Here is a 24,761-nt window from a genome sequence, read left to right as displayed (position 1 = left end):
CCCACGACAACAGGAATCACAATCCTGGACTCTACCAACTGAGCTACAGCCACCATAGAGACTTTAAGTACTGGTCTGCCCGACAGGAATCGAACCTGTAACCCCCAGCTTAGAAGGCTGGTGCTCTATCCGGTTGAGCTACGGGCAGATTGTGGTTACAAGACTTTATATTTGCATATAAAGTTTCGGGCTGACTTTCATCTTGACTTATTGAACTTTATTACGAAATTCAACAAGTTAAAATTTGGTCGGCGTGGAGAGATTCGAACTCCCGACATCCTGCTCCCAAAGCAGGCGCGCTACCAGGCTACGCTACACGCCGAAGGGCAGAAATATACTGCAAACCGGGCTGAAGGTCAAATCTATTATGATAAAATGTTACTTTATTTTTAATGTAGCTTAAAAAGTAAGCAAAATAATATCTAATGACTGCTCAAATAATTGATGGCAAAGCCATTGCTGAAAATCTTTTAAACTCGATTAAAGAACGTATCAATAATCGCCTACAAGCAAACAAACGTGCGCCCGGTTTGGCCGTGATCGTTCTGGGTGCAGACCCTGCGTCTAGCATCTATGTTCGCAATAAACGTTTAGCCTGCGAAAAAGTCGGCATTCGCTCCATCGCTTATGATTTACCAGATTCAACTTCTGAGGCCGAACTGCTTACGCTGATCGAACAATTGAATCAGGACGATACCATTGATGGCATTCTCGTACAGGCGCCGCTACCGCCTCAAATTAAAGATGAACATATTATTGAGCGCATTAGCCCAAATAAAGATGTTGATGGCTTTCACCCTTACAACATTGGCAGACTTGCTGTTCGCCAGCCCACCTTGCGCTCTTGCACGCCTTTTGGCGTCATTAAAATGCTACAAGCAAGCAATATAGAACTAATGGGCTTGGACGCGCTAGTCGTAGGTGTGTCAAACCATGTGGGCCGTCCGATGGCATTAGAGCTGTTACTCGCAGGCTGTACGGTAACCAGTTGCCATCGACATACTAAAGATTTGGCTAAGATGGTTCAGCAAGCCGATTTGATTGTCGCTGCCGCAGGAAAACCTGGGCTGATACAAGGTGCTTGGATTAAGCCCGGCGCCATTGTCATTGATATTGGTATTAACCGACTGGCTGATGGCAGCATTTCTGGCGATGTTGATTTCAAAGCTGCGAAAGAGCGTGCAGGCTACATCTCACCAGTACCGGGCGGCGTAGGCCCAATGACGGTTGCCACTTTGATGGAAAACACATTATTAGCACTAGAGTTGAGCGAAGCAAAGTTTTAATAGCTTGTAGATAATTATTTAGCAAATAATTCAATGAATTAGGCTAATTTTGCATCAAAGCTAGTTTCAGTGTACACTCACGCGCTTAATTTTATAAAAGCATAATTCTTAGGTAGTTTTCTTAAGTAACTCTTTTTAAGTTTTTTGAGGCACACCATGGCAGAAGTTATTACTAAACAGTTCACCCCTTACCAGCCAAAGGCTGACGAACAGTATATGAGCAAACCACAGCTCAATCACTTTCGTAAGATTTTGAATGATTGGAAAGCAGACTTAAGCCAAGAACTTGATCGCACCGTACATACGATGCAGGATGAAGTCACGATGTTTGCGGACCCGAATGACCGCGCAAGCCAAGAGTCAGATATGACTTTAGAACTTCGCAACCGCGACCGTGAGCGTAAACTTATCAAGAAAATTGACGAGACTTTACGTAACATTGATAGCGACGAATACGGCTATTGTGAAGGTTGCGGCATTGAGATTGGTCTAAAACGCCTAGAAGCCCGCCCAACCGCGACACTTTGCATTGATTGCAAAACACTAGATGAAATGCGTGAGAAACAAGTGGCTAAATAATTAGGCAACTAAATCTTGTGTAAAATAAAAGCCTGATTAGTCGGGCTTTTATTTTTTAAAGGTACATTGTTATTTTTATGCAGCAAAAAGCCCGCTTTCGCGGGCTTTTTACTTACACACTTACCAACTTATTCGTCAGCTTCTGCCTCTGATTTAGCTTCTGTAGCTGGCGCTTCAATTAAAGCCTTCATGCTTAAACGGACGCGACCTTTTTCATCGGCTTCAACCACTTTCACTTTAACAATATCGCCTTCTTTTAAGAAGTCACTTACCGCATTTACACGTTGATGTGCAATTTGTGAAATGTGCAATAAGCCATCTTTACCAGGAATTAGCGACACGATCGCACCAAAATCAAGTAATTTAAGCACAGTACCTTCGTACACATTACCGATTTCAACTTCAGCAGTAATTTCAGCAATACGACGTTGTGCTTCAGCACCTTGCTCTGAGCTTGTACAAGCGATTTTCACTGTACCATCTTCAGTAATATCAATGCTAGTACCTGTTTCTTCAGTAAGCGCGCGAATCACTGCGCCGCCTTTACCAATCACATCACGGATTTTTTCAGGGTTGATTTTCATCACGATAATGCGTGGTGCAAATGCTGACATTTCAGTATTGGCACTACTCATTGCCGCTTTCATAATACCTAAAATATGCGCACGGCCTTCTTTAGCTTGCGCTAAAGCCACTTGCATAATTTGTGAAGTGATCCCTGTGATTTTGATGTCCATTTGCAGCGCAGTAATACCATCTTCTGTACCTGCTACTTTAAAGTCCATATCACCTAGATGATCTTCGTCACCTAAAATATCCGTCAACACTGCAACGCGGTTGCCTTCTTTAATCAAGCCCATCGCAATACCCGCTACGAGTGATTTCATTGGCACGCCAGCATCCATCAACGCTAGACAGCCGCCACACACTGAAGCCATTGAGCTTGAACCGTTAGATTCAGTAATTTCAGAAACCACACGCATGGTGTAGTCAAAATCTGCTTGATCTGGCAATGCAGCGATTAGTGAACGTTTCGCTAAGCGGCCATGGCCGATTTCACGTCGTTTTGGTGTACCTACACGACCAGTTTCACCAGTCGCATACGGAGGCATGTTGTAATGCAACATGAAGCGATCTTTAAACTCGCCCTGTAGTGCATCAATCACTTGTTCATCACGGCCTGTACCAAGCGTTGCAACCACCAAAGCTTGTGTTTCACCGCGCGTGAACAATGCAGAACCATGCGTACGTGGCAACACGCCTGTACGGATGCTGATTGGACGTACTGTGCGCGTATCGCGGCCATCAATACGTGGCTCGCCATTTAAAATTTGGCTACGTACTGTTTTAGCTTCTAGATTAAACAACTCACCTTTGATTTTATTGGCTTCAGCTGTTGAAGTTTCTTCAGTAATTAACTCGCCCAATACGCGGCTAGTAATTTCTGATAACTTAGCTGAACGCGCGCCTTTTGCTTTGATTTGGAATGCCGCATTAATATCCGCAGCCGCTAATTCAGCCACTTTTGCGATTAATGCTGTATCTGGTTCTGGAGCAACCCAGTCCCATGCATCTTTACCAGCTTCAGCAGCTAATTCAGCAATCATTTTAATGACTGCTTGCATTTGCTCATGACCGAACACTACAGCGCCAAGCATCACTTCTTCTGAAAGCTCTTTCGCTTCTGATTCCACCATCATTACGGCTGTTTCAGTAGCAGCAACAACCAAGTCCAACTCAGTTTCTACCAATTGCGCTTTAGTTGGGTTTAATACATATTCTTCATTGATATAACCAACACGAGCCGCACCTAGTGGACCGAAGAATGGAATACCTGATAATGACATTGCTGCAGAAGCACCGATAATCGCTGGAATATCAGCATCAATTTCTGGATCTGATGACAATACAGTTGCCACGACCTGAACTTCGTTATAAAACGCTTCTGGGAATAATGGACGTAGTGGACGGTCGATTAAACGACTTGTCAGTGTTTCTTTTTCTGAAGGACGGCCTTCACGTTTGAAAAAGCCACCTGGGATTTTACCTGCAGCATAAGTTTTTTCCATGTAATCCACTGTTAATGGGAAAAAATCTTGGCCTGCTTTCACTTCTGATTTACTCGTAACGGCTACCAACACCACTGTATCGCCGTAGCTCACCAACACAGCCGCATCGGCTTGGCGTGAGATTTCACCTGTTTCAAGAGTGAGCGTATGCGCACCATATTGAATACTTTTAGTTACTTTATTAAACATTATTTTTCCTTTGTCATATCAATAAGCTGCTATTCACTACCCAATAACAGCCGACTTTTTTCTAACTCAATTTTTAAAATTTGGTGATTACTTTTTTACTACCATTTTTAGCAGATATTAATAACTATTAAAAACGAAAAAGCCGACGCATATCACCATGCAATCGGCTTTTCTCACAATTATAAAAGTGAGCCAGAATATAACAAGCAAGTCACTTTTATAAAAATTACTTACGTAAGCTCAAACGCTCAATCAATGTTTGATAACGGCTTGAATCTTTACGTTTTAAATAATCTAACAAGCTACGACGTTGACTAACTAAAGCCAACAAACCGCGACGTGAATGGTTGTCTTTTTTGTTAGATTTAAAATGCTCTGTTAAGTATGTAATGCGGCTAGTTAAAAGCGCAACTTGCACTTCTGGGCTAGCGGTATCATTTGGAGCACGTTGATATTCTTTAACGATTTTTGCAGTATCTAAAGCTGTAGTTGCCATTTTTTTTCCTAATAATTAGCGTCAATGCAAAAGTAGAAAACCCACTAAAGCATTCATTTACAAAATGAACTAAGCATTCTAAAGATAAATCTATGATTTATCAAGTAGCTTTGTATATTTAAGCTACTCTGTGTCACTTAATTTCCCATGTGTCGAATTAAACGCTTTGGTGCGATTTTTCCATCGCTCGACAATTCACCCAGCCCTAAAAAGTCTTGCTGCTCACTATACAGTCGTAGCAAACCTTTAGGCACTGCACCGCTCCTCCACACGCCCTGACCTTGTTGCAGATAGAACACGCTATCGTCATCTAGAGTAATCGCTGGCAAATGCTGCACGGCACTGTCTTCTGGCAGCAAAGCGGCTTCTCTTTGCTCTAGCGTCATAGCTTCTAATTGTTCTAACGTGATGGTTTGCGCTATTTTGTAGTTAGCGGTAGCTGTTCTGCGCAAACCAATTAAATGTGCGCCACAACCCAGTTGCTTAGCAATGTCTTCAGCCAAGGTACGAATATAAGTGCCTTTCGTGCAAGTCACGGTAATAACGGCTTCATCTTGTTTGAAATCGTCGACAGTAATATGATGAATAGTAATCAGGCGAGCTTTACGCTCTATTTCTATGCCAGCCCGTGCATATTCATACATGGCTTTGCCTTCGTGCTTTAAGGCAGAAAACATAGGGGGAACTTGGCTGATTTCTCCGAGAAACTGCTGGCAGGCTTGCTCAAACTGCGTTCGACTAACATTCACAGATTGCGTTGTCAGCACCTCGCCCTCTGCATCACCAGTATTGGTAGTAACACCTAGCCTTAAAGTCGCAACGTAGGTTTTATCTGCATCAGTGAGGTAATGCGCAAATTTTGTGGCTTCACCAAAGCAAAGCGGCAGCAAGCCTGTCGCCAATGGATCTAGCGTGCCTGTATGCCCAGCTTTTGCGGCTTGATATAGCCATTTGGCTTTTTGTAAGGCTTGGTTGCTAGAAAAACCGATGGGTTTATCCAGCAACAACACGCCACTTACATTTCGTTTGGTTCTTTTAAACTGCAAGAATCTGGTCTCTGCTGGCTAGCGTGTTTAGAATTATTTTTTATTTATTTCGGGGACGTTATCTGGATTGGTCGCAAGTGCTTCATCAATCAATTTTGACATCATCATGCCATTATCAATTGAAGCGTCATAGACAAAATGCAGTTGCGGAACCGTGCGAAGCAACATGCGTTTAGCCACTTGCGTTCTTAGGAAGCCCGCTGACTTTTCTAGACCTTGCTGCAAACTATCACTGGCTTTACTAGCGCTGTAAAAGATCTTCGCATGCGCCATATCACCAGTCACCTCAACCGCAGTGATCGTGACCATTTTCACACGGGGATCTTTTACTTCAAATTGCAGCAAATCAGCGAGTTCACGCTGCATTTGCTCTGCAACTCGATGGCTTCTTGAGAAATCCTTAGCCATTATAGGGTACGCGCCACTTCAACGATTTCATACACTTCTAAAATATCGCCAACCTCAATATCATTAAAGTTCTTCAATGACAGACCGCACTCAAAGTTATTTTTAACTTCTTTAACGTCATCTTTAAAGCGTTTGAGAGAGTCCAATTCACCAGTATGAATAATCACGTTATTACGTAATACGCGCACTCTTGAAGAGCGTTTAATCAACCCATCTTGCACGTAACAACCAGCAATAGCGCCGATTTTAGAGATACGGAACACTTCACGGATCTCTACGGTACCAATCATGCTTTCTCTTTGCTCTGGCGCTAACATACCACCTAGAGCGGCTTTAATCTCGTCAACAGCTTCATAAATAATATTGTAGTAACGCACATCTACGCCTAGCGTTTCTATCAATTTACGAGCGCCTGAATCTGCACGAACGTTAAAGCCGATCAACACGGCTTTTGATGCTGCAGCCAAGTTAACATCTGACTCACTAATTGCACCCACGCCTGTATGAATAATATTCACTTTTACTTCTGAGGTAGATAGCTTTTGCAAACTTGTGGCCAAAGCTTCGTAGGAACCTTGAACATCAGATTTAATAATGAGTCCTAAAGTTTGTTGTGAAGCACCCTCGCCCATTTGGTCGAACATGTTCTCAAGTTTAGCGGCTTGTTGTTTAGCTAATTTCACATCGCGGAATTTACCTTGACGGAAGTTTGCGATTTCACGCGCTTTACGCTCATCGTTAAGTACGATCATTTCTTCACCGGCACTTGGTACGTCTGACAAACCTTGAATTTCCACTGGCATTGATGGGCCAGCTTCTTGAATCTCATTACCTGACTCATCTAACATCGCACGTACTTTACCAAACGTAGTACCAGCTAACACCATATCGCCGCGTCTAAGCGTACCAGACGTCACCAAGATAGTCGCGACTGAACCACGACCTTTATCTAAACGACCCTCAATCACCAAGCCTTTAGCTGGGGTGTTTTTAGGTGCTTGCAGCTCTAAAACTTCTGCTTGTAGAAGCACAGCCTCTAATAGCTCATCAATACCTTTACCTGTTTTGGCTGAAACTTCTCTAAACATCACTTCGCCACCAAAATCTTCTGGCACCACTTCTTGCGCGACTAATTCCATTTTCACGCGCTCTGGCTCTGCGCCTGGCTTATCAATTTTGTTGATCGCAACGACTAATGGCACACCCGCTGCTTTAGCATGGTGAATCGCCTCTATGGTTTGTGGCATCACGCCATCATCAGCAGAAACGACTAAAATCACCACATCGGTCGCTTTTGCACCGCGAGCACGCATGGCCGTAAATGCCTCATGGCCGGGTGTATCTAGGAAAGTCACCATACCGCGTGGCGTTTCAACGTGATAAGCGCCAATATGTTGCGTAATACCACCCGCCTCGCCTGAAGCCACACGGCTACGACGAATGTAATCGAGCAATGAAGTTTTACCATGGTCAACGTGACCCATCACAGTCACTACTGGTGGACGTGTTTCCATCACTGCGGCAGCATGTTCTGCCTCTTCCACAAACGTATCTGGATCATTTGGCGCTGCGGCAGCGGCTTTATGGCCCATTTCTTCTACAATAATAATTGCCGTTTCTTGGTCTAACACTTGGTTAATCGTCACCATCATGCCCATGCCCATCAGCGTTTTAATCACTTCGCCTGATTTAACGGCCATTTTGTGCGCCAATTCCGCGACGGTAATGGTTTCTGGCACTAGCACCTCATAGATAATCGCTTCAGTTGGCGCTGTAAAACCATGTTGCGTATCATCATCCTGATGTCTATTTTTGCCTTTAGGTGCACGCCAGCCTGGTTTACCAGCAGTAGTGTCACCGCGTGTTTTCAATCCGCGTTTCTTATTCTCAGCATCTGTCCACTCTTTATTATTTCCCTTACCTTTTTTCGCCTCTTTCGCTACTGCTGGCTTAGCTACGCCCTCTTTAGCAACAGGCTTATGCAATGTGCCTTCAGATAATTTTGCTGCTTTTACTTTAGCCGCTTCGGCTTCAGCTAGTTTTCTGGCTTCTTCATCCAAGCGACGTTGTGCCATTTCTGCTTTTTTACGTTTATCTTCTGCCTGAATGGCAGCCAATGCTGAATGGCGTCTCGCCTCATTCTCACGCAAGGCAATTTCATCTGCGCCTAACAAGTCTTTACGGCTGATAGTCTTAATCACAGGCTCTACTACCACCGGCTTTTCGATCACAGGTGCAGGCTCTGGAGTAACTTCAGCAACAATGACTTCTTCCACAATAGCTTCTACAACTGGCGCTACTTCCTCAACCACCGGCACTTCAATAACTTCAACAGGCGCGATTTCTTCAACGACCATTTCAGGCGCTTGCTCTTGGGCGACAACTTCTTCTGTATGCGCAACTAACTCAGATTCATCGTGCTGTTCGATCACGCGTTTTTTACGCACTTCAACTTGAATCGTACGCGCTTTACCTGTGTTATCAGTTTTCTTAATCTCTGTACTAGATTTACGCATTAACGTAATTTTATTTTTCGGCGCAAGCGTACCGTGCTCTTTACGCAGGTGATCCAGCAGCGCTGTTTTATCATCTTCACTTAGATAATCTTCAGCAGCTGATTTCTTTACGCCTGCGCTATTGAGCTGTTCTAATAACAACGCTGTTGGCAGCTTTAATTCGCCAGCAAATTGTTCTACGGTTGTTTGTGCCATCTTGTTACTCCAGTATTCTTGCCTAAGCCTTATTGCCTAGTGTTACTACTATTACTTTTATTGATTGCTTAGCTTAAGTAGCCGCAAACGGCCTCTTAAACCTATGCCTTTACTTAAACCAAGGTGCGCGTGCTGTCATGATTAACGTTTTTGCACGCTCTGCATCCATGCCCGTGAGCTCTTCCAACTCATCAACTGCTAACTCAGCTAAATCATCCATTGTTGCCACACCTTTAGATGCCAATAGATGCGCCGTTTCAGCATCCATGCCTTCCATCGTCAACAAATCTTCAGAAGCTTCTTCAACTTTCTCTTCTTTAGCAATCGCTTCTGTTAACAAGGCTGCACGAGCGCGTTTACGTAGTTCTTCAATCGTGTCTTCATCAAACGCTTCGATTTCGTTCATTTCTGCCAATGGCACATACGCGATTTCTTCTAAAGTGCTAAAGCCTTCTTGCACTAAAATTTCTGCCACTTCAGCATCTACATCTAACTTGTCCATGAACAACTGGCTAACACCAGCAAATTCGTCTTGGTTTTTCTGTGCAGCTTGATCAACGGTCAGAATATTCAATGTCCAACCCGTTAACTCTGAAGCCAATCGTACGTTTTGACCGTTACGACCAATCGCCAGGGCTAACTGCTCTTCATCCACAACAACATCCATGCTGTGCGCATCTTCATCTACAACGATGCTAGAAACTTCAGCAGGTGACATTGCATTAATCACGAACTGTGCTGGCTCCATTGACCACAACACAATATCCACACGCTCACCAGCCAACTCGCCAGTGACTGCTTGCACGCGTGAACCACGCATACCTACGCAAGTACCTACTGGGTCAATACGCTGATCGTTTGATTTAACTGCGATTTTTGAACGCAAACCAGGATCACGCGCCGCTGCACGAATCTCTAGTAAACCTTCTTCAATTTCAGGCACTTCTAATTCAAATAAACGCACTAAGAAATCTGGCGTAATTCTTGAAAGAATTAACTGAGGACCACGGCCACCACGTTCGATACGTGAAAGGAATGCGCGTACACGGTCACCGACCCGTAGGTTCTCTTTAGGAATCATTTGTTCGCGCGGCAACAATGACTCAATACGACCCACTTCAATAATCGCATTGCCTTTTTCCATACGCTTAATCACGCCTGTGACTAATTTCTCATCACGCGCCAAAAAGTCTTCTAGAATTTGCTCACGCTCAGCTTCACGGACTTTTTGCAAAATCACTTGTTTCGCTGCTTGCGCGCCAATACGACCAAACTCAATGCTTTCTAACGGCTCTTCATAATACTCGCCAACGTTCAAACCATTAGCGTGTTCGCTTTCTTCATCGATTTGGTATGCTGAGTTTTCCAACAAGTCATACTCAACATATTGCCAGCGTCTGAATGTTTCATACTCGCCACTTTCACGGTCGATAGACACGCGCACATCGGCATCATCATGATGTTTTTTCTTGGTGGCTGAAGCCAAGGCAAGCTCAAGCGCAGTAAAAATGACCTCTTTACTCACATTTTTTTCGTGTGCTAGTGCATCTACCAATAATAAAATTTCACGACTCATCATCTATCTCCGACTATAAATTGCAGATCAACTGCTTTATTTCATTAAATTCTTATCAAACGTTTATTCTAACTTGCTCTAAAACACTGGGTTCAAACGAGCTTTATCAACATTACTCAGCGCCATCTTGTATACAACGCCATCAAACTCAATTAACACCAGGCCATCTTGCACGCCTTTAATAAAACCTAAAAAAGTTTTACGCGGCAAGGTTGTTTCTGTCGCGGTTGCACTTTCATCTTTAATGCCAACACGCAACTTAATCTGCGCACGCTCGCCAGTAAATCTCACGAAATCGGCTTCTTTTTTCAGCACGCGATCCATGCCCGGCGATGAAACCTCCAAGCGATCGTAGTCAATATCGTTTTCTACTGCCAACAAGTTACCCAGCTGGTTACTCACCAAGCTGCAATCATCAATATTGACGCTATCTTTAATATCCGTAGGGTTTAATTTATCAATAAAAACACGCAACAATTGACCGCGATTAGAAATCTCTAAATCAACAAGTTCGTAGCCTAATTGGCTTACCGATTTCTCTATCAACGTATGCAGATCTTGCATGTTTATTAAACCCCTATTCCCTACCGCAACTTAACAAATTCATGCGTAAGTTGCAGAAACAAAAAATGGGCACAAAGCCCATCAAAAAAATTCTTCCATATTATACCTATCAATTCAATGAATTGGAATTAGAACTCGCAAATACCAAGCCCAAAAGTAACTTTATTCTCAATTACACCGATTTATATTCTTTTTGATTATAAACTTATAAAAATCAATTCTTTTTAATTATTTAAAATACTTCTTATAGTGCTGATATTCGCTTTTTACTTAATTTGATTTGAGGTTAACCACATGTCACATATTCACAATTCAACCAACATTAGCAGAGATGTAGTGCAAGAAATCTTACAAGCTGTTGATTCGCTCAAGCGCGGATCTGGTTTTGGTTCTATAGAAATAGTACTGCATGAAGGACGTGTAACTCAAATTGAAAAACGCGAGAAGTTTAGATTTTCTAATAACGAGAATCTAGAGAGCAAAAGAATCACGCCTTCTATACCAGTAGCGGCAAAATAAAAAAACTTAAAACAAAGGGGCTGACCAGCAGGCTGGAAGCTTTATGTCAGGAGATTAAAATGCAATTCAAATATACAAAATTTGCCGCCATACTCATTGCCAGCGGTGTCATTTCTTTGCCGATCACAGCAAGTGCTAACGATAGCACTGAGCTTGAAGAGCTTCGTAATTTAGTACAAGAACTTAGCCAACAAGTAAAAGTGCTGGCGCGTAAAGGTGAAGTAGCTGAAGAAGATGCAAGCGCCGCAAAGAAAACAACACCAGTAGTTAAAGCAAGCTCAAGCGGCTTTGGTTTAGAGTCGGCTGATGGCAAGAATTCAATTAAGCTAGGTGGCTTGGTGCAATACGATTACCGTGAGTTTAGTCAAGGCGCAAATGACGTACGTAACCGAACTGATGCAAGAGCTGGAAAACTTGACGCAGATGGTTTTCATGTGGCTAACGATACATGGTTAGCGCGTCGCTTACGTCCAAATATTCAAGGTACTTTATTTGGCAAATATGATTATCGCTTTCAAGAAGAGTTTGCGGGCGGTAGTGCTTCAGTAGTTGATGCTTACATTGATGCTCGATTTGACCCTGCATTTAAAGTACGCGTGGGTAAATATAAGCCATTCGTTGGTCTTGAGCGCTTACAAGCTGGTGGTGATATTAAATTCATCGAACGCAGCTATGTATCGAACAATATCCTACCCAACAGAGATCAAGGCATTTCAGTTTATGGTGATGTGCTAGATAGCAAGCTTAGCTATGCATTAGGTTACAACAATGGCGTTGTAGATGGTGGTAACGCAAGTACTGGCTCAGAATTTGATGATAAAAAAGAAGTAACGGCTAGATTATTTGCCACACCGTTCAAAGATGACATAAGCCCACTCAGCGGCCTAGGTTTCGGTATAGCCGCGACTTACGCTGATGCAACTGCTGAAAAAAATCTTAACTTTACCGATACATCAGCAGCTGATGGAACACGCAATGGTTTGCCAAGTTATGTTACAAATGGTCAACAGACGTTCTTTAGATATGGCTCTGCAGTGATTGCTGATGGCAAAAGAGTTCGCATTGCCCCGCAAGCATACTATTACAACGGCCCATTTGGCTTAATCACTGAATATGCAAGAGTAAGTCAAGACGTGAGTAAATCTGCTGATGGATCACCTGCTGCAGGTGGTACCGCGGTTATTGAGTCTATCGTTGCAGGAACGAATAAAAAGTTAAAGCATGATGCTTGGCAAATTGCTGCAAGCTATTTAATTACTGGCGAAGAAGCTTCATTCAAAGGGGTTAAACCTAAAAATGATTTTGATCTTGATAAAGGCGGCTGGGGAGCTTGGGAACTTGTTGCGCGTTATAGTGAAATTAACTTAGATAAGGATTCTTTCAAACGTGCGGATGGTCAATATGGCACCGATGCAGGAGCCTCTTTAACTGCGGCTAATGCTAGCACTTTTGCTTACGCAGATCTTACTAAGAGCGCTAAGTCAGCTAAAACATGGACTGCTGGTGTGAACTGGTATTTAAACGCTAACGCAAAAATTGCTTTGAACTACGAATACACAACGTTTGATGGCGGTGCAATTACTGAAGGCTCGCCAATTGCCACGAACGTAAATGCTACAGGAAGTAATGTACGTGACCGTGATGATGAGCAAGCATTGTTAGCGCGCTTCCAAGTGGCTTTCTAAAAAAACAAGATTTAAGGAGCGCAAAAATGGAATGTTATTGCTAATCAAACATTAAAAAACTCTAAAAATACTCAAATAATTAAGGATTTAAAATGAAAAAAACTTTACTCAGTATCGCATTGCTAGCTACAGTATTCAGCGCTGCGGCGCCAACAGTGGCATCAGCTAAAGATTATACTTTACTCAACGTTTCTTATGACCCAACGCGTGAACTTTACCAAGATTTCAATGCTGCATTTAGCAAATATTGGCTAGCAAAAACAGGCGACAAAGTCACGGTTAAAGCTTCTCATGGTGGTTCAGGTAAACAAGCACGCTCTATTATTGATGGCCTTGATGCCGATGTTGCAACGCTTGGCTTAGGTTACGATGTAGATCAGTTGTATGAAAAAGGTAAGTTGATTCCTAAAGACTGGCAAAAGCGTCTTGCGCTGAATAGCTCACCTTACACATCAACCATTGTGCTGCTAGTTAGAAAGGGCAATCCTAAAAAAATCAAAGATTGGGACGATTTAACCAAGTCAGGTATTTCTGTGATTACGCCTAATCCTAAAACATCAGGTGGCGCACGCTGGAACTATTTAGCGGCTTGGGCATATGCTCAGAAGCAAGATGGTGGCGATGAAACTAAAACTAAAGCGTTTATCAGCAAGTTATTCAAGAACGTTCCTGTGCTAGATACAGGTGCTCGTGGATCTACAACAACCTTTGCTGAGCGCGGCATTGGTGATGTGCTGATTGCTTGGGAAAACGAAGCCTTTTTAGCTCAAAAAGAATTTCCTGGTAAATACGAAATCGTTATTCCTTCACTTTCTATCTTGGCTGAACCGCCAGTCACTGTAGTTGATAAGTACGCTAAAAAACACGGTACTGAGGCTATTGCCAAAGCATATCTTGACTATTTATATACTGAAGAGGGTCAAGAAATTGCTGCAAGAAACTTCTACCGTCCAACACTGGCTTCTGTGGCTAAGAAATATGAAGCACAATTTCCAAAAGTTAATTTAGTGAAAATTGATGATGACTTTGGTGGTTGGCAAGTTGCTCAGAAAAAGCACTTCTCTGATGGCGGTACGTTCGATCAGATTTATCAAAAATAAATCATTCAATTATTAATCGCGAGACTTTAAATGGCGAGACCTTTGAGGTCTTGCGAAAATAATTGTATATTGATGTCTTTAAACTCTTGTATCTATCATTGATACAAGAGTTATTAATCATTAAGGAGTTCTTATGTCTAGTTGGTTTGAGGATAATGCGCAATCTATCGGCAATACGCCTTTAGTTAAGCTGAATCGTATTACCGATGGCGCAAGCGCTACTGTATTAGCAAAAATTGAAGGTCGCAACCCAGCATATTCGGTTAAATGCCGTATCGGTGCCGCCATGATTTGGGATGCTGAGCAACGCGGTTTATTAGGTGCTGGCAAAGAGATTGTAGAGCCTACTAGCGGCAATACTGGAATTGCTTTAGCCTTTGTTGCAGCCGCTCGAGGCATTCCACTCACGCTTACCATGCCAGAAACAATGAGCATAGAGCGCCGTAAACTGTTGGTCGCTTATGGAGCAAAATTGGTACTCACGGAAGGTGCAAAAGGCATGAGTGGCGCGATTGCAAAAGCGGAAGAAATCGCGGCATCAGATCCTAACCGCTACGTATTGCTTCAGCAATTTACAAACCCGGCTAACCCTGCGATTCATGAAAAAACGACTGGGCCAGAAATTTGGAACGCAACTGATGGCAATATTGACATATTCGTTGCAGGTGTAGGCACAGGTGGCACGATAACAGGTGTTTCGCGCTATATCAAAAATACACAAAACAAGAAAATTGTGACTGTGGCCGTTGAGCCGTCATCAAGTCCCGTTCTGAGCCAACATCGTGCTGGCGACGCAATCAAGCCAGCGCCGCATAAAATTCAAGGCATAGGCGCAGGCTTTGTACCGGCGAACCTTGATTTATCTGTGGTGGATGACATCGCACAAGTGACTAATGAAGAAGCTATTCTCTATGCGCAGCGTCTAGCGCGTGAAGAAGGTATATTGTCAGGTATTTCCTGTGGGGCGGCAGTTGCAGTGGCGGTGCGCTATGCAAAACGCCCAGAAAATGTAGGCAAAACGATTGTGGTGATACTGCCAGACTCAGGCGAGCGTTATTTAAGTTCGATTTTGTTTGACGGACTATTTGATGCACAGGGTTTAGCCGTTTAATTGCTTTAAGGTGGTGGCCGCTAACACTTAAAATCAAGCGGTAGCATTGCTTTCTCCCTAGTTAAACTTGATTAAAGTTTAACCAAACTTAAAGTTGTCTGGCTAACCCACACGGGCTGCCAGACTTTTTTTCATACTTACTTCTAATCTTACCTAAGGCGACTAAAGTTTAGCTAAAATTAGTCGGCGCTTTAGTTGAGCTTAAACGTAGCAAGGCATTTACTAACACATCTACTTCTGCATAGGTATTGTAGAAGGCTAACGATGGTCTTACCGTTGTTTCCAGCCCAAAGCGACGCAATATAGGTTGCGCGCAATGATGCCCTGAACGAACGGCTATACCTTCTTGATTAAGCGCCGCACCAACCTCTTCACTCTTATAGCCTTCAAGCGTGAAAGATAAAACACTGGCCTTTTCCTTTGCAGTACCGATGAGACACAAGCCAGGCACTTTGCACAGTGCCGCTGTAGCATAGACCAAAAGTTCATGCTCATAGCGCGCAATGTTATCAATCCCAATACGTTCAACATACTCAAGCGCTGCGCCTAGTCCTACCGCATCAGCGATATTGCCAGTACCAGCTTCAAATTTAGAAGGTGCATCGTGATAGACAGTTTTATCAAATGTCACATCTTGAATCATATTGCCGCCACCTTGCCACGCTGGCATATCAGCGAGGAGTTCTGGCTTGCCGTAAAGCGCACCAATACCTGTTGGCCCAAACACTTTATGACCTGAGAATACAAAAAAGTCAGCATCTAAAGCTTGCACATCGGTACGCATGTGCGACACAGACTGCGCGCCATCCAATAGTACTTTTGCACCTGCACGATGCGCCATTTGTATCATTTCAGCCGCTGGTGTGACGGTTCCTAGCGCGTTAGACACCTGTGTAAAAGAAACCAATTTCACACGTGAAGTGAGTAACTTTTGATATTCAGCCAATAATATCTGGCCACTATCATCCACTGGCACCACTTTGAGTTTAGCGCCTGTTTCTTGGCATAACTGCTGCCAAGGCACAATATTGGCGTGATGTTCAAGATGAGAAATTACTATTTCATCACCCTCGCTCAAGTGCTTTTTACCCCAAGTTTTAGCGACCAAATTAATTGCTTCAGTCGTTCCTCTAACAAAGATAATGTTATCTATCGACGATGCATTAATGAATCGTCTAACCGTTTCACGTGCTTCTTCATAGGCATCTGTCGCACGAGCCGCTAACTCATGCGCAGCACGGTGAATGTTAGAGTTTTCATGCTGGTAAAAATATGAAATTCTATCAATCACAGCCTGTGGCTTTTGCGTGGTAGCCGCATTGTCAAACCAAATCAGCGGCCTGCCATTCACAAGCTCACTTAAGATTGGAAAATCTTTACGCACTAAATTGGCATCAAATGGCGGATGCGCTGCGGCGGGAAACTTCCCAGATTGATTGAGTTGAGACTCATGGAGCGGTGAATCTTGTAAAAAGTAATATGAATTGTGACTAGAATTACTTGGATTACCCGCTCCAGAACCAGCGCTAGTAATGCCAGATGGCTTGCTGCAGGCACCGCTCAATATCTGTTTCAATTCATTTTCGTATGGATTATTCAATCCAACGATTAATTGATCAAGCGCAATATCATTACTTGAAAACGGGTTAGCACCACTTGACCCATATTGCAGTTGCAATGCTTCCGCACTGGCAAAGTCGGGTTTAGTTGAAGAAAAACTTGGCGCTGCTGACCATATGGATGGCGTAGGCGCCTCCGTCACGCCTTTGGGTGATGTCGCGTTTGGTAATACGGCATCTGAAGCGATATGTGATAACGAATCGTTCGAAGCAAAATCTGGCTGTTTCGACCACGAAGAACTGGCAGGAGACCCCGCAGGAAATCCTTCAGAGTAAAGTTCATTGACGATGCGGCTAAGCTCCGCAACGTCAAAATGACCAGTTTCACTAGCTTGTCTACCTAGCGCTAATGCCGCCTCCATGCGCGGATGCTCTCCAGGTAACTGTCCCAATAACGCCTCTGGCTCAAATGACGATAAGTCATTTAAGCCACCTAGGCCAGCAAGATTAGTATTATTTATACTCATAATAGTTGCCTACATCAACATTTTCTAGCACGGCAATAGCATCATCAGTTAACACCGCTAATGAGCAATATAGCGACACTAAATATGAAGCAATGGCTTTATGGTTAATGCCCATGAAGCGTACAGACAAGCCCATGCTTTGTTGACCAGGCAGGTTTGGCTGATACAAACCAACTACACCTTGACGGCTTTCACCTGTACGTAACAACAAGATATTGGTTTTACCTTTTGTCACTTTTAATTTATCACAAGGGATAATCGGCACGCCGCGCCATGTGATGAATTGTGATCCGAATAAAGCCACTGTTGGTGGAGGTACGCCGCGACGTGTGCATTCACGACCAAATGCTGCAATGGCTTGGGGATGTGCTAAGAAGAATGCTGGCTCTTTCCAAACTTTAGTTAATAATTCATCAAAGTCATCTGGTGTTGGTGCGCCGGTACGTGATTTTACTTTTTGTGTAGCGGCAACATTATTGAGTAAACCGTATTCTTTATTGTTAATGAGTTCGCTTTCTTGGCGCTCTTTAACAGTTTCAATTGATAGGCGTAATTGCTCTTTAATTTGGTTATGCGGGCTGCTGTATAAATCTGATACACGAGTATGCACATCAACCACAGTATTCACCGCGTTCAATACATACTCACGGCCCCACTCTTCGTAATCCACAAAGGTATTTGGCAGATCTCGTTCATCTTTAGCCGAGCAATCCACTTCAATCGCGCTTGGATCTTTTGCTTTATTCACGCGATAAATACCCGCTTCAACGGGTACCCATTGCATTAAATGCACCAACCAACGCGGTGTAATAGTGCTAAGCATCGGCACCGTTTTAGTTGCATTGGAAAGCGTCCGTGCGGCTACGTCACCTAAAGCGGTTTGTTGGGTATTGTCTGTCATGTAATTCTCCTATTTAAATCTGACTGATTAATTTGCTTACTAATGGGTTATTGGCTAATGAGTTATTAGCTAATGGGCTATTGGTACTTCTTTACTTAATTGTTTTGTTTGGTTTGCTGAATTTGTATGGTTTGAATTTGCCTGATGTGCAGGTACATCCAAAGGTGTTGCCAGCATCTGCGCCTGAGTGATATTGCTGCCTGCTGGCACACTACGAGTGAGCCAAACATTGCCGCCTATAGCAGAACCGCGACCGATGGTAATGCGACCTAAAATCGTTGCACCAGCATAGATGACCACATCATCCTCAACAATTGGATGGCGTGCATTGCCTTTTAAGGGATTGCCATGCTCATCGGTAGGGAAGCGTTTTGCGCCAAGCGTCACTGCTTGGTAAATACGCACATGCTTGCCAATAATGGCCGTCTCGCCAATCACGACACCTGTACCATGATCGATGAAGAAGCTCTCGCCAATGACGGCACCTGGATGAATATCAATACCAGTCGCAGAATGCGCCAACTCGGTAATCATGCGTGCGATAAGCGGCAACCCTAACTCATGTAATACGTGTGCAATGCGGTAGTGAATAATCGCCTGCGTACCCGGATAACACACCAACACCTCATCTACACTTCTTGCTGCGGGGTCACCTTCGTAGGCCGATTTAATATCGGTGTCGAGCAACAATCTCACTTCAGGTAAGGTCTTGGCAAACTCTCTGACAATTTCAACAGGAGCTTTGGTAGGAAAATTTGACGTTTGACTAGCATCTAGCTGGCTCTGCGTATCAGCCGTAAAGCTCAACTCCAGCTTCACTTGCGAAACAAGCTCTCGCAACGCCACGTCAAGAGTGTGTCCGACGAAATAGTCGATGCCCTCTTCTTTAAGATCAGGCAAGCCTAGGCGGTTAGGAAATAATGCCGCAGCCAAGCCTTCTATAATTTCTTGCAATACCTTGCGCGATGGCAACTTAGGCGGTTTATCACGTCGCTGCCTATTTTCTAATGACGTCAGCCGCAAGTCACGTAACTGCGTCACGATTTGGGCAATGCCTAAATCGTTTGATGCTAACGGCTCAACTATTTTTGAGTGCTGATTATGTTTCATAATTCTCAACTTCTATTTTTAAAATCACGCTGGCGGCTATTTAATTACTAGCAGAGTCAATTTCCACCAGATTCACAGGCGTTAAAAACGCAAAAAGCCAGCGGTCTTTCGACTCACTGGCTTCCGGCTGTCCGGTCAGCGCTAGCTAACTACGATATTCTTTTACAAGATTTTAAGTGTTTATCTATTTAATCCCTGCCTAAAATGGCTTTCTGCTTGCTTTAATGTTTTCAATATACACCACTCTAACAACTTTAAAAAGGCACGTTCAACTATTTTTTATATCACCATTTTGCATATACATATCATTTATAATTCTTTTACATTATTTTAACTGTTGATTAAAGTGCTTCTATTCAATCCAATAGCACAAGGTCATTCAGATGTTAAAAAAATTACTTATTACCAGTTTATTGATTTCCTCAGCGGCATTTTCATCATTAAGCTTAGCTGCCGACAATAATTTTCTCAATGTTTCTTACGATGTCACTAGAGAGTTTTACAAAGACTTTAACGCGGCATTTATAAAATATTGGAAAGACAAAACTGGCGCGACAATCACCATCAACCAATCTCACGGTGGCTCAAGCAAGCAGGCGAGATCAGTCAACGATGGCCTAGAAGCTGACATTGTGACCATGAATCAGTCGCCAGACATTGATATTCTATACACACGTGGAAAACTGATTCCTAAAGATTGGCAAAAGCGTTTGCCTTACGCAAGCTCACCTACAAGCTCAACCACCGTGTTTTTGGTTCGTAAAGGCAACCCTAAGCAAATTAAAGATTGGGATGATTTAGTTAAGCCTGGCATTTCTGTGGTGATACCAAATCCAAAAACTTCAGGCAATGGTAAATACAGCTACTTGGCCGCTTGGGGTTATGTCATTAAAAAAGGCGGCGATGAAGCGAAAGCCAAAGAATTTGTAACCAAGCTATTTAAAAATGTACCTGTTTTAGATACTGGCGGACGTGGCGCCACGACGACCTTTGCACAACGTGACATTGGCGATGTATTGCTGACTTTTGAGAATGAAGTGAATTTAATCAAGAAAGACTCAACGCAGCAGTTTGACGTTGTCTATCCATCCGTCAGCATCTTGGCAGAAAATCCAATTGCAGTGGTCGACAAGTATGTGGATAAACATAAAACCCGTGCGCTTGCTCAAGCTTACGCTGAGTTCCATTTCTCTGAAGCTGGACAAGAAATTGCAGCACAGCATGATTTAAGACCGCGCCTAGCTTCAGTCGCAGAGAAATACAGCGCTAGGTTTAAACCGATCACCTTATTTACGGTCGACGAAGTATTTGGTAGCTGGGAAAAAGCACAAAGAGTCCACTTTGCCGATGGCGGCAATTTTGACCAAATCTATAATAAATAAAGAAAAAGTAAAAGGAATAGACATGGCCCAACAACCAATAGCTGCACAGCCAATTGCCTCACATGTGGAACAGTTACGATTACAGCTAAAAGAATCATTATTGCTGGATTTCGATGAATACGGCTTAGCCGAACAGTTTACAGGTGAGTTTAATAGCACGTTTGTAGGGGTGCGTTTGAATACGGCTTTTCAGCCAATTTACGATAGCGAAGCTGGCGATTTATATGGCCATGAAGCCTTATTAAGACCAACTTTAGGCAGTGAATTAGCCAGTGCGCCAGAGTTTGCATTTACCTACGCAGAGCAAGCTGGCAAGTTGGTTGAATTTGACCGTGTTAGCAGAACCTTGCATGTACTGAACTTTAGGCAAATCTATGCAGAAAATGGCCTGCTATTTCTAAATGTGCATCCAAAGCTATTAGTTTCGGTCAATGAGCATGGTAAAGTTTTTGAACGAATTTTACACGCCAACTCGGTTCCAACTGAGCGCATTGTAATTGAAATTCAGGAAGCCTTAATTGAGCATGATCAACAATTGGCGGATGCAATCAACAACTATCGTGACCGCGGTTACCGTATCGCGATAGATCGGTTTGGAAGCAACCAGTCACATATCGATCGACTATGGAAATTCACGCCAGATTTCGTTAAATTGGATTTAAATTTAATCCAAGAAGCTGAAACCAATCAGCGTGTGCGCAATGCTTTACCTGGTCTGATTCAGATTATCCGAGACATTGGTGCGAAGCCTGTGATTACAGGCATAGAAACACAAAATCAATTAGACATTGCCATTGAATCTGGTGGCACCTTGTTTCAAGGTTACTTCTTAGCTAAGCCTGTTACCGCTAAAGAGTTGCAACCATCTTCGCTATTTAAACGCTCAGCTTCAATTGTTAATGTTCGCGAGGCCGCTTAATGCCTTTTGGATATAAAGTTATAGGTAAACAGTATTTTTAACTTATTAAGATCCCTGTTAAATTAGCGACTACTTATATGAATTTTTGCATGAATAATTGATTGAATAAAATGTCCACTAAAAAGAATATCCTCCCTGGTTTTAACTTATCTCTAGGCTACACGATACTGTACCTTAGCTTGATAGTATTGATTCCCTTATCAGCCGCATTCATTAAAACAACAGAATTAAGTTTGAATGAGTTTTGGGAGGTAGTCACAGCACCGAGGGTAGTAGCGTCTTACAAACTAACCTTCGGTGCATCTTTAATTGGTGCATTGATTAATGCAGTATTTGGTTTACTGACGGCTTGGGTATTAGTGCGCTATAAATTTCCTGGTAAAAAAATTCTCGATGCCTTGGTCGATTTACCTTTTGCACTCCCCACCGCAGTAGCAGGTATTACTTTAGCTACTTTGTATTCAGCACACGGCTGGATAGGTGCTTGGCTGGAACCACATGGCATCAAAGTGGCTTCTACGCCACTTGGCGTAATTGTTGCGCTGACGTTTATTGGCTTGCCATTTGTTGTGCGTACCGTGCAACCTGTATTAGAGGATTTAGAAGCTGAAACAGAAGAGGCCGCTGCTAGCTTGGGTGCTAATCGCTGGCAGACCTTCTCTAAGATTGTATTCCCAGCGATATGGCCAGCACTACTAACAGGCTTCTCATTAGCTTTTGCCAGAGCAATCGGTGAATACGGTTCAGTCATATTCATTGCAGGTAATATTCCTTTTGTATCCGAGATTACCCCACTCATTATTTATATTAAGTTAGATGAGCACGAATACGCGCAAGCCACAGCTGTGGCTGTAGTGATGTTAGTAATTTCCTTTTTACTTTTGTTTGCAATTAACGGTTTGCAATGGTGGCTTAACCGTCGCCATACCACCTCACACTAAAGTATTAATAAATATTCGAGAACGTTTTGTCTATCAGAGAACTATATGTCCATTAACACAGCTACAAACACTTTGACTCAATCGCAATATAGTAATTACAACAACAAAGTGGCTATAAGCCGGGCAACTTCTGAGCCAGCTTTGGTTCGCAGGCTGTTTATTTCTATCGTTGTGCTATTTCTTGGTATCTTTCTAATCTTGCCTTTGCTGGCAGTATTTACAGAAGCCCTACGTCACGGTTTTGCTACTTACTTTGCAGCGATATCAGATCCTAACGCGCTGTCGGCAATGAAGCTAACCTTAATCGCAGCGCTGATTGCTGTGCCGCTTAATGTGGTATTTGGTGTTTCTGCGGCGTGGGCAATTGCTAAGTTTGAATTTAAGGGCAAGAGCATACTGATTACACTGATTGACTTGCCGTTTGCTGTGTCGCCTGTGATTGCTGGTTTAATCTACATCTTAATTTTTGGCATGCAAGGCTGGTTTGGCTCATATTTGTTTGACCATGACATCAAAGTCATCTTTGCAATACCAGGCATAGTATTGGCTACCATTTTTGTTACATTTCCATTTGTTGCACGTGAGTTAATACCTTTAATGCAAGCGCAAGGCAAAGATGAAGAAGAAGCTGGGCTTGTTTTAGGGGCATCAGGTTGGCAAATTCTATGGCGCATCACATTTCCGAACATCAAATGGGGCTTGCTATACGGCGTGATTTTAACCAATGCACGTGCTATGGGCGAGTTTGGTGCAGTTTCTGCCGTATCTGGGCACATTATTGGCATGACCAATACTATGCCTCTACATGTTGAAATTCTTTATGCTGACCATCAATTAGCTGCGGCTTTTGCAGTGGCTTCACTATTGGCTTTGCTAGCGATTGTCACACTGATACTCAAAACCTTTGTCGAATGGCGAGTAGCACAAAACGCTATCAGCAATGAAAGCATCTAAATAGTTACCACCTAAATACCAAACATTGAATCAATTGGAATGAATCTATGAGTATCGAAATACGTAATATTAAAAAGAACTTTGGAAGTTTTAGCGCCCTAAATGATATTAGCTTGGACGTGCCTAGCGGTGAGCTAGTCGCACTACTCGGGCCTTCAGGTTGCGGTAAAACCACACTGTTAAGAATCATTGCGGGACTCGAAACGCCAGACTCAGGTAGCATTCACTTTTATGGTGAAGATGCAACCGCAAGGCAAGTGCGCGAACGTCAGGTAGGCTTTGTATTTCAGCATTACGCCTTGTTCCGCCACATGACTGTGTTTGAGAATGTGGCTTTCGGATTGCGCGTACGCCCTAAAGAAACACGTCCATCTGATGCTGAAATTAAAAGGCGCGTGCATGAATTACTTGAACTCGTGCAGCTGGACTGGCTGTCAGATCGTTACCCTCCACAATTATCTGGTGGACAGCGACAACGTATCGCTTTAGCACGTGCCTTAGCTGTTGAGCCGAAAGTATTGCTGCTTGATGAGCCGTTCGGCGCATTAGATGCAAAAGTGCGTAAAGAACTTCGTCGCTGGTTACGTCGTTTGCATGACGAGCTTCATATCACTAGTATCTTTGTAACGCATGACCAAGACGAAGCCTTAGAAGTTTCTGACCGTGTTGTTGTGATTAACAAAGGTAATATTGAACAGATAGGGTCGCCACAAGATGTTTATAACCACCCGGCAACCCCATTTGTCTATCAATTCTTAGGTAATGTGAACCAGTTCAATAGCCATGTGCATTTAGGTGAAGCGAAAATTGGTGACATTCAAGTAAAAGTTGACGCACATGAAGGCACGCAGAATAGCACTGCAACCGCTTATGTGCGCCCGCATGACATTGAAGTACATAAAGAACTTAATGGCAGTGCACCTGCCTTTGAAGCTACCATTAGCTATATTCATGCGATTGGACCGCTGGTAAGGTTAGAACTACAACCAACAGACCAATCAGAGTTAGTGGAGGCAGAGCTAACACAAGAGCGCTTCCGAGAGCTCAACCTCGTTCAGGGCGAGCACGTATATGTCTACCCAAGAAATGTGCGGGTATTCCTAGACAAAGGCAGCCATATAAAGCTGAC

General features: G+C 43.3%; 21 protein-coding genes and 2 tRNA genes. 11 read left to right on the top strand and 12 right to left on the bottom strand.

What is annotated here, in order from left to right:
- Window positions 1–71: 71 nt before the first annotated feature.
- Together PSU72_RS03150 and PSU72_RS03145 are read right to left on the bottom strand one after the other, a co-directional pair.
- Window positions 72–148 (bottom strand) — tRNA-Arg (locus PSU72_RS03150).
- Window positions 149–245: 97 nt separating this feature from the next.
- Window positions 246–322: transfer RNA gene (locus PSU72_RS03145), tRNA-Pro, on the bottom strand.
- A 103-nt stretch (window positions 323–425) separates the two neighbouring features.
- Between PSU72_RS03145 and folD the strand changes: the two genes are divergently transcribed.
- Together folD and dksA are read left to right on the top strand one after the other, a co-directional pair.
- Window positions 426–1,286 carry a bifunctional methylenetetrahydrofolate dehydrogenase/methenyltetrahydrofolate cyclohydrolase FolD gene (folD, locus tag PSU72_RS03140; RefSeq protein WP_300430581.1) on the top strand — a complete coding sequence of 287 codons (861 nt, stop codon included), beginning with the start codon at window positions 426–428 and terminating at the stop codon, window positions 1,284–1,286.
- Window positions 1,287–1,442: 156 nt separating this feature from the next.
- Window positions 1,443–1,865 carry an RNA polymerase-binding protein DksA gene (gene dksA / locus PSU72_RS03135; RefSeq protein ID WP_300430578.1) on the top strand — a complete coding sequence of 141 codons (423 nt, stop codon included), beginning with the start codon at window positions 1,443–1,445 and terminating at the stop codon, window positions 1,863–1,865.
- 128 nt (window positions 1,866–1,993) lie between these two features.
- On the opposite strand, the gene pnp is transcribed toward dksA, so the two are convergent.
- From pnp to rimP, 7 genes are all read right to left on the bottom strand, one after another.
- Window positions 1,994–4,123, bottom strand: coding sequence for a polyribonucleotide nucleotidyltransferase (gene pnp, locus PSU72_RS03130; RefSeq protein ID WP_300430575.1), 2,130 nt, complete (start codon window positions 4,121–4,123; stop codon window positions 1,994–1,996).
- Between the two features lie 226 nt (window positions 4,124–4,349).
- On the bottom strand, window positions 4,350–4,619 hold the full coding sequence (gene rpsO / locus PSU72_RS03125; RefSeq protein WP_013146828.1) for a 30S ribosomal protein S15: 270 nt from the start codon (window positions 4,617–4,619) through the stop codon (window positions 4,350–4,352).
- Between the two features lie 137 nt (window positions 4,620–4,756).
- Complete coding sequence (truB, locus tag PSU72_RS03120; protein ID WP_300430573.1) at window positions 4,757–5,665, bottom strand: tRNA pseudouridine(55) synthase TruB; 909 nt, start codon at window positions 5,663–5,665, stop codon at window positions 4,757–4,759.
- A 33-nt stretch (window positions 5,666–5,698) separates the two neighbouring features.
- On the bottom strand, window positions 5,699–6,073 hold the full coding sequence (gene rbfA, locus PSU72_RS03115) for a 30S ribosome-binding factor RbfA (RefSeq protein ID WP_300430571.1): 375 nt from the start codon (window positions 6,071–6,073) through the stop codon (window positions 5,699–5,701).
- The gene (gene infB, locus PSU72_RS03110) at window positions 6,073–8,784 is read right to left on the bottom strand and encodes a translation initiation factor IF-2 (RefSeq protein WP_300430569.1); all 2,712 of its coding nucleotides are present in this window, start codon (window positions 8,782–8,784) and stop codon (window positions 6,073–6,075) included. Before infB ends, rbfA begins: the two co-directional genes overlap by 1 nt.
- 109 nt (window positions 8,785–8,893) lie before the next feature.
- Window positions 8,894–10,360 carry a transcription termination factor NusA gene (gene nusA / locus PSU72_RS03105; RefSeq protein ID WP_300430583.1) on the bottom strand — a complete coding sequence of 489 codons (1,467 nt, stop codon included), beginning with the start codon at window positions 10,358–10,360 and terminating at the stop codon, window positions 8,894–8,896.
- A gap of 78 nt (window positions 10,361–10,438) precedes the next feature.
- Window positions 10,439–10,924, bottom strand: a complete 486-nt coding sequence (rimP, locus tag PSU72_RS03100; protein ID WP_300430567.1) for a ribosome maturation factor RimP — start codon at window positions 10,922–10,924, stop codon at window positions 10,439–10,441.
- 294 nt (window positions 10,925–11,218) lie between these two features.
- On the opposite strand from rimP, the gene PSU72_RS03095 reads away from it, so the two are divergent.
- From PSU72_RS03095 to cysK, 4 genes are all read left to right on the top strand, one after another.
- On the top strand, window positions 11,219–11,443 hold the full coding sequence (locus PSU72_RS03095; RefSeq protein WP_013146822.1) for a YezD family protein: 225 nt from the start codon (window positions 11,219–11,221) through the stop codon (window positions 11,441–11,443).
- Between the two features lie 59 nt (window positions 11,444–11,502).
- A complete protein-coding gene (locus PSU72_RS03090) occupies window positions 11,503–13,128 on the top strand; it encodes a porin (protein WP_300430564.1) in 1,626 nt (541 codons plus the stop codon).
- Window positions 13,129–13,220: 92 nt separating this feature from the next.
- Window positions 13,221–14,228, top strand: a complete 1,008-nt coding sequence (locus PSU72_RS03085) for a sulfate ABC transporter substrate-binding protein (protein ID WP_300430562.1) — start codon at window positions 13,221–13,223, stop codon at window positions 14,226–14,228.
- A gap of 133 nt (window positions 14,229–14,361) precedes the next feature.
- On the top strand, window positions 14,362–15,339 hold the full coding sequence (gene cysK, locus PSU72_RS03080) for a cysteine synthase A (protein WP_300430560.1): 978 nt from the start codon (window positions 14,362–14,364) through the stop codon (window positions 15,337–15,339).
- 169 nt (window positions 15,340–15,508) lie between these two features.
- Here cysK and PSU72_RS03075 read toward each other — a convergent pair whose 3' ends face one another.
- From PSU72_RS03075 to epsC, 3 genes are all read right to left on the bottom strand, one after another.
- Window positions 15,509–17,425, bottom strand: coding sequence for a family 2A encapsulin nanocompartment cargo protein cysteine desulfurase (locus PSU72_RS03075; protein ID WP_300430558.1), 1,917 nt, complete (start codon window positions 17,423–17,425; stop codon window positions 15,509–15,511).
- On the bottom strand, window positions 17,412–18,326 hold the full coding sequence (locus PSU72_RS03070; RefSeq protein ID WP_300430556.1) for a family 2A encapsulin nanocompartment shell protein: 915 nt from the start codon (window positions 18,324–18,326) through the stop codon (window positions 17,412–17,414). The genes PSU72_RS03075 and PSU72_RS03070 overlap by 14 nt, the downstream gene beginning before the upstream one ends.
- Before the next feature lie 69 nt (window positions 18,327–18,395).
- Window positions 18,396–19,436, bottom strand: coding sequence for a serine O-acetyltransferase EpsC (epsC, locus tag PSU72_RS03065; protein ID WP_300430554.1), 1,041 nt, complete (start codon window positions 19,434–19,436; stop codon window positions 18,396–18,398).
- A gap of 383 nt (window positions 19,437–19,819) precedes the next feature.
- Between epsC and PSU72_RS03060 the strand changes: the two genes are divergently transcribed.
- From PSU72_RS03060 to PSU72_RS03040, 5 genes are all read left to right on the top strand, one after another.
- The gene (locus PSU72_RS03060) at window positions 19,820–20,818 is read left to right on the top strand and encodes a sulfate ABC transporter substrate-binding protein (RefSeq protein ID WP_300430552.1); all 999 of its coding nucleotides are present in this window, start codon (window positions 19,820–19,822) and stop codon (window positions 20,816–20,818) included.
- A gap of 22 nt (window positions 20,819–20,840) precedes the next feature.
- The gene (locus PSU72_RS03055; protein WP_300430550.1) at window positions 20,841–21,737 is read left to right on the top strand and encodes an EAL domain-containing protein; all 897 of its coding nucleotides are present in this window, start codon (window positions 20,841–20,843) and stop codon (window positions 21,735–21,737) included.
- Window positions 21,738–21,847: 110 nt separating this feature from the next.
- Window positions 21,848–22,678, top strand: a complete 831-nt coding sequence (cysT, locus tag PSU72_RS03050) for a sulfate ABC transporter permease subunit CysT (protein WP_300430548.1) — start codon at window positions 21,848–21,850, stop codon at window positions 22,676–22,678.
- Window positions 22,679–22,723: 45 nt separating this feature from the next.
- A complete protein-coding gene (gene cysW, locus PSU72_RS03045; protein ID WP_300430546.1) occupies window positions 22,724–23,632 on the top strand; it encodes a sulfate ABC transporter permease subunit CysW in 909 nt (302 codons plus the stop codon).
- 47 nt (window positions 23,633–23,679) lie between these two features.
- Window positions 23,680–24,761, top strand: a 1,082-nt coding sequence (locus tag PSU72_RS03040) for a sulfate ABC transporter ATP-binding protein (protein ID WP_300430544.1), incomplete at its 3' end; no start/stop codon positions are given.

Source organism: Methylotenera sp., from assembly GCF_029945535.1.
GTDB lineage: Bacteria > Pseudomonadota > Gammaproteobacteria > Burkholderiales > Methylophilaceae > Methylotenera.
The sequence above is the reverse complement of the archived record's forward strand: the minus strand, read 5'-3'. Positions and strand labels throughout refer to the sequence as shown.

Excerpts from the sequence above, each read along its gene's own strand:
- rimP (WP_300430567.1), bottom strand. The coding sequence starts at position 10,924 with ATGCAAGATCTGCATACGTTGATAGAGAAATCGGTAAGCCAATTAGGC.
- PSU72_RS03055 (WP_300430550.1), top strand. The coding sequence starts at position 20,841 with ATGGCCCAACAACCAATAGCTGCACAGCCAATTGCCTCACATGTGGAA.
- folD (WP_300430581.1), top strand. The coding sequence starts at position 426 with ATGACTGCTCAAATAATTGATGGCAAAGCCATTGCTGAAAATCTTTTA.
- cysW (WP_300430546.1), top strand. The coding sequence starts at position 22,724 with ATGTCCATTAACACAGCTACAAACACTTTGACTCAATCGCAATATAGT.
- epsC (WP_300430554.1), bottom strand. The coding sequence starts at position 19,436 with ATGAAACATAATCAGCACTCAAAAATAGTTGAGCCGTTAGCATCAAAC.
- pnp (WP_300430575.1), bottom strand. The coding sequence starts at position 4,123 with ATGTTTAATAAAGTAACTAAAAGTATTCAATATGGTGCGCATACGCTC.
- PSU72_RS03095 (WP_013146822.1), top strand. The coding sequence starts at position 11,219 with ATGTCACATATTCACAATTCAACCAACATTAGCAGAGATGTAGTGCAA.
- PSU72_RS03070 (WP_300430556.1), bottom strand. The coding sequence starts at position 18,326 with ATGACAGACAATACCCAACAAACCGCTTTAGGTGACGTAGCCGCACGG.
- PSU72_RS03060 (WP_300430552.1), top strand. The coding sequence starts at position 19,820 with ATGTTAAAAAAATTACTTATTACCAGTTTATTGATTTCCTCAGCGGCA.
- rbfA (WP_300430571.1), bottom strand. The coding sequence starts at position 6,073 with ATGGCTAAGGATTTCTCAAGAAGCCATCGAGTTGCAGAGCAAATGCAG.
- cysT (WP_300430548.1), top strand. The coding sequence starts at position 21,848 with ATGTCCACTAAAAAGAATATCCTCCCTGGTTTTAACTTATCTCTAGGC.
- rpsO (WP_013146828.1), bottom strand. The coding sequence starts at position 4,619 with ATGGCAACTACAGCTTTAGATACTGCAAAAATCGTTAAAGAATATCAA.
- PSU72_RS03090 (WP_300430564.1), top strand. The coding sequence starts at position 11,503 with ATGCAATTCAAATATACAAAATTTGCCGCCATACTCATTGCCAGCGGT.
- infB (WP_300430569.1), bottom strand. The coding sequence starts at position 8,784 with ATGGCACAAACAACCGTAGAACAATTTGCTGGCGAATTAAAGCTGCCA.
- PSU72_RS03075 (WP_300430558.1), bottom strand. The coding sequence starts at position 17,425 with ATGAGTATAAATAATACTAATCTTGCTGGCCTAGGTGGCTTAAATGAC.
- dksA (WP_300430578.1), top strand. The coding sequence starts at position 1,443 with ATGGCAGAAGTTATTACTAAACAGTTCACCCCTTACCAGCCAAAGGCT.
- nusA (WP_300430583.1), bottom strand. The coding sequence starts at position 10,360 with ATGAGTCGTGAAATTTTATTATTGGTAGATGCACTAGCACACGAAAAA.
- cysK (WP_300430560.1), top strand. The coding sequence starts at position 14,362 with ATGTCTAGTTGGTTTGAGGATAATGCGCAATCTATCGGCAATACGCCT.
- PSU72_RS03085 (WP_300430562.1), top strand. The coding sequence starts at position 13,221 with ATGAAAAAAACTTTACTCAGTATCGCATTGCTAGCTACAGTATTCAGC.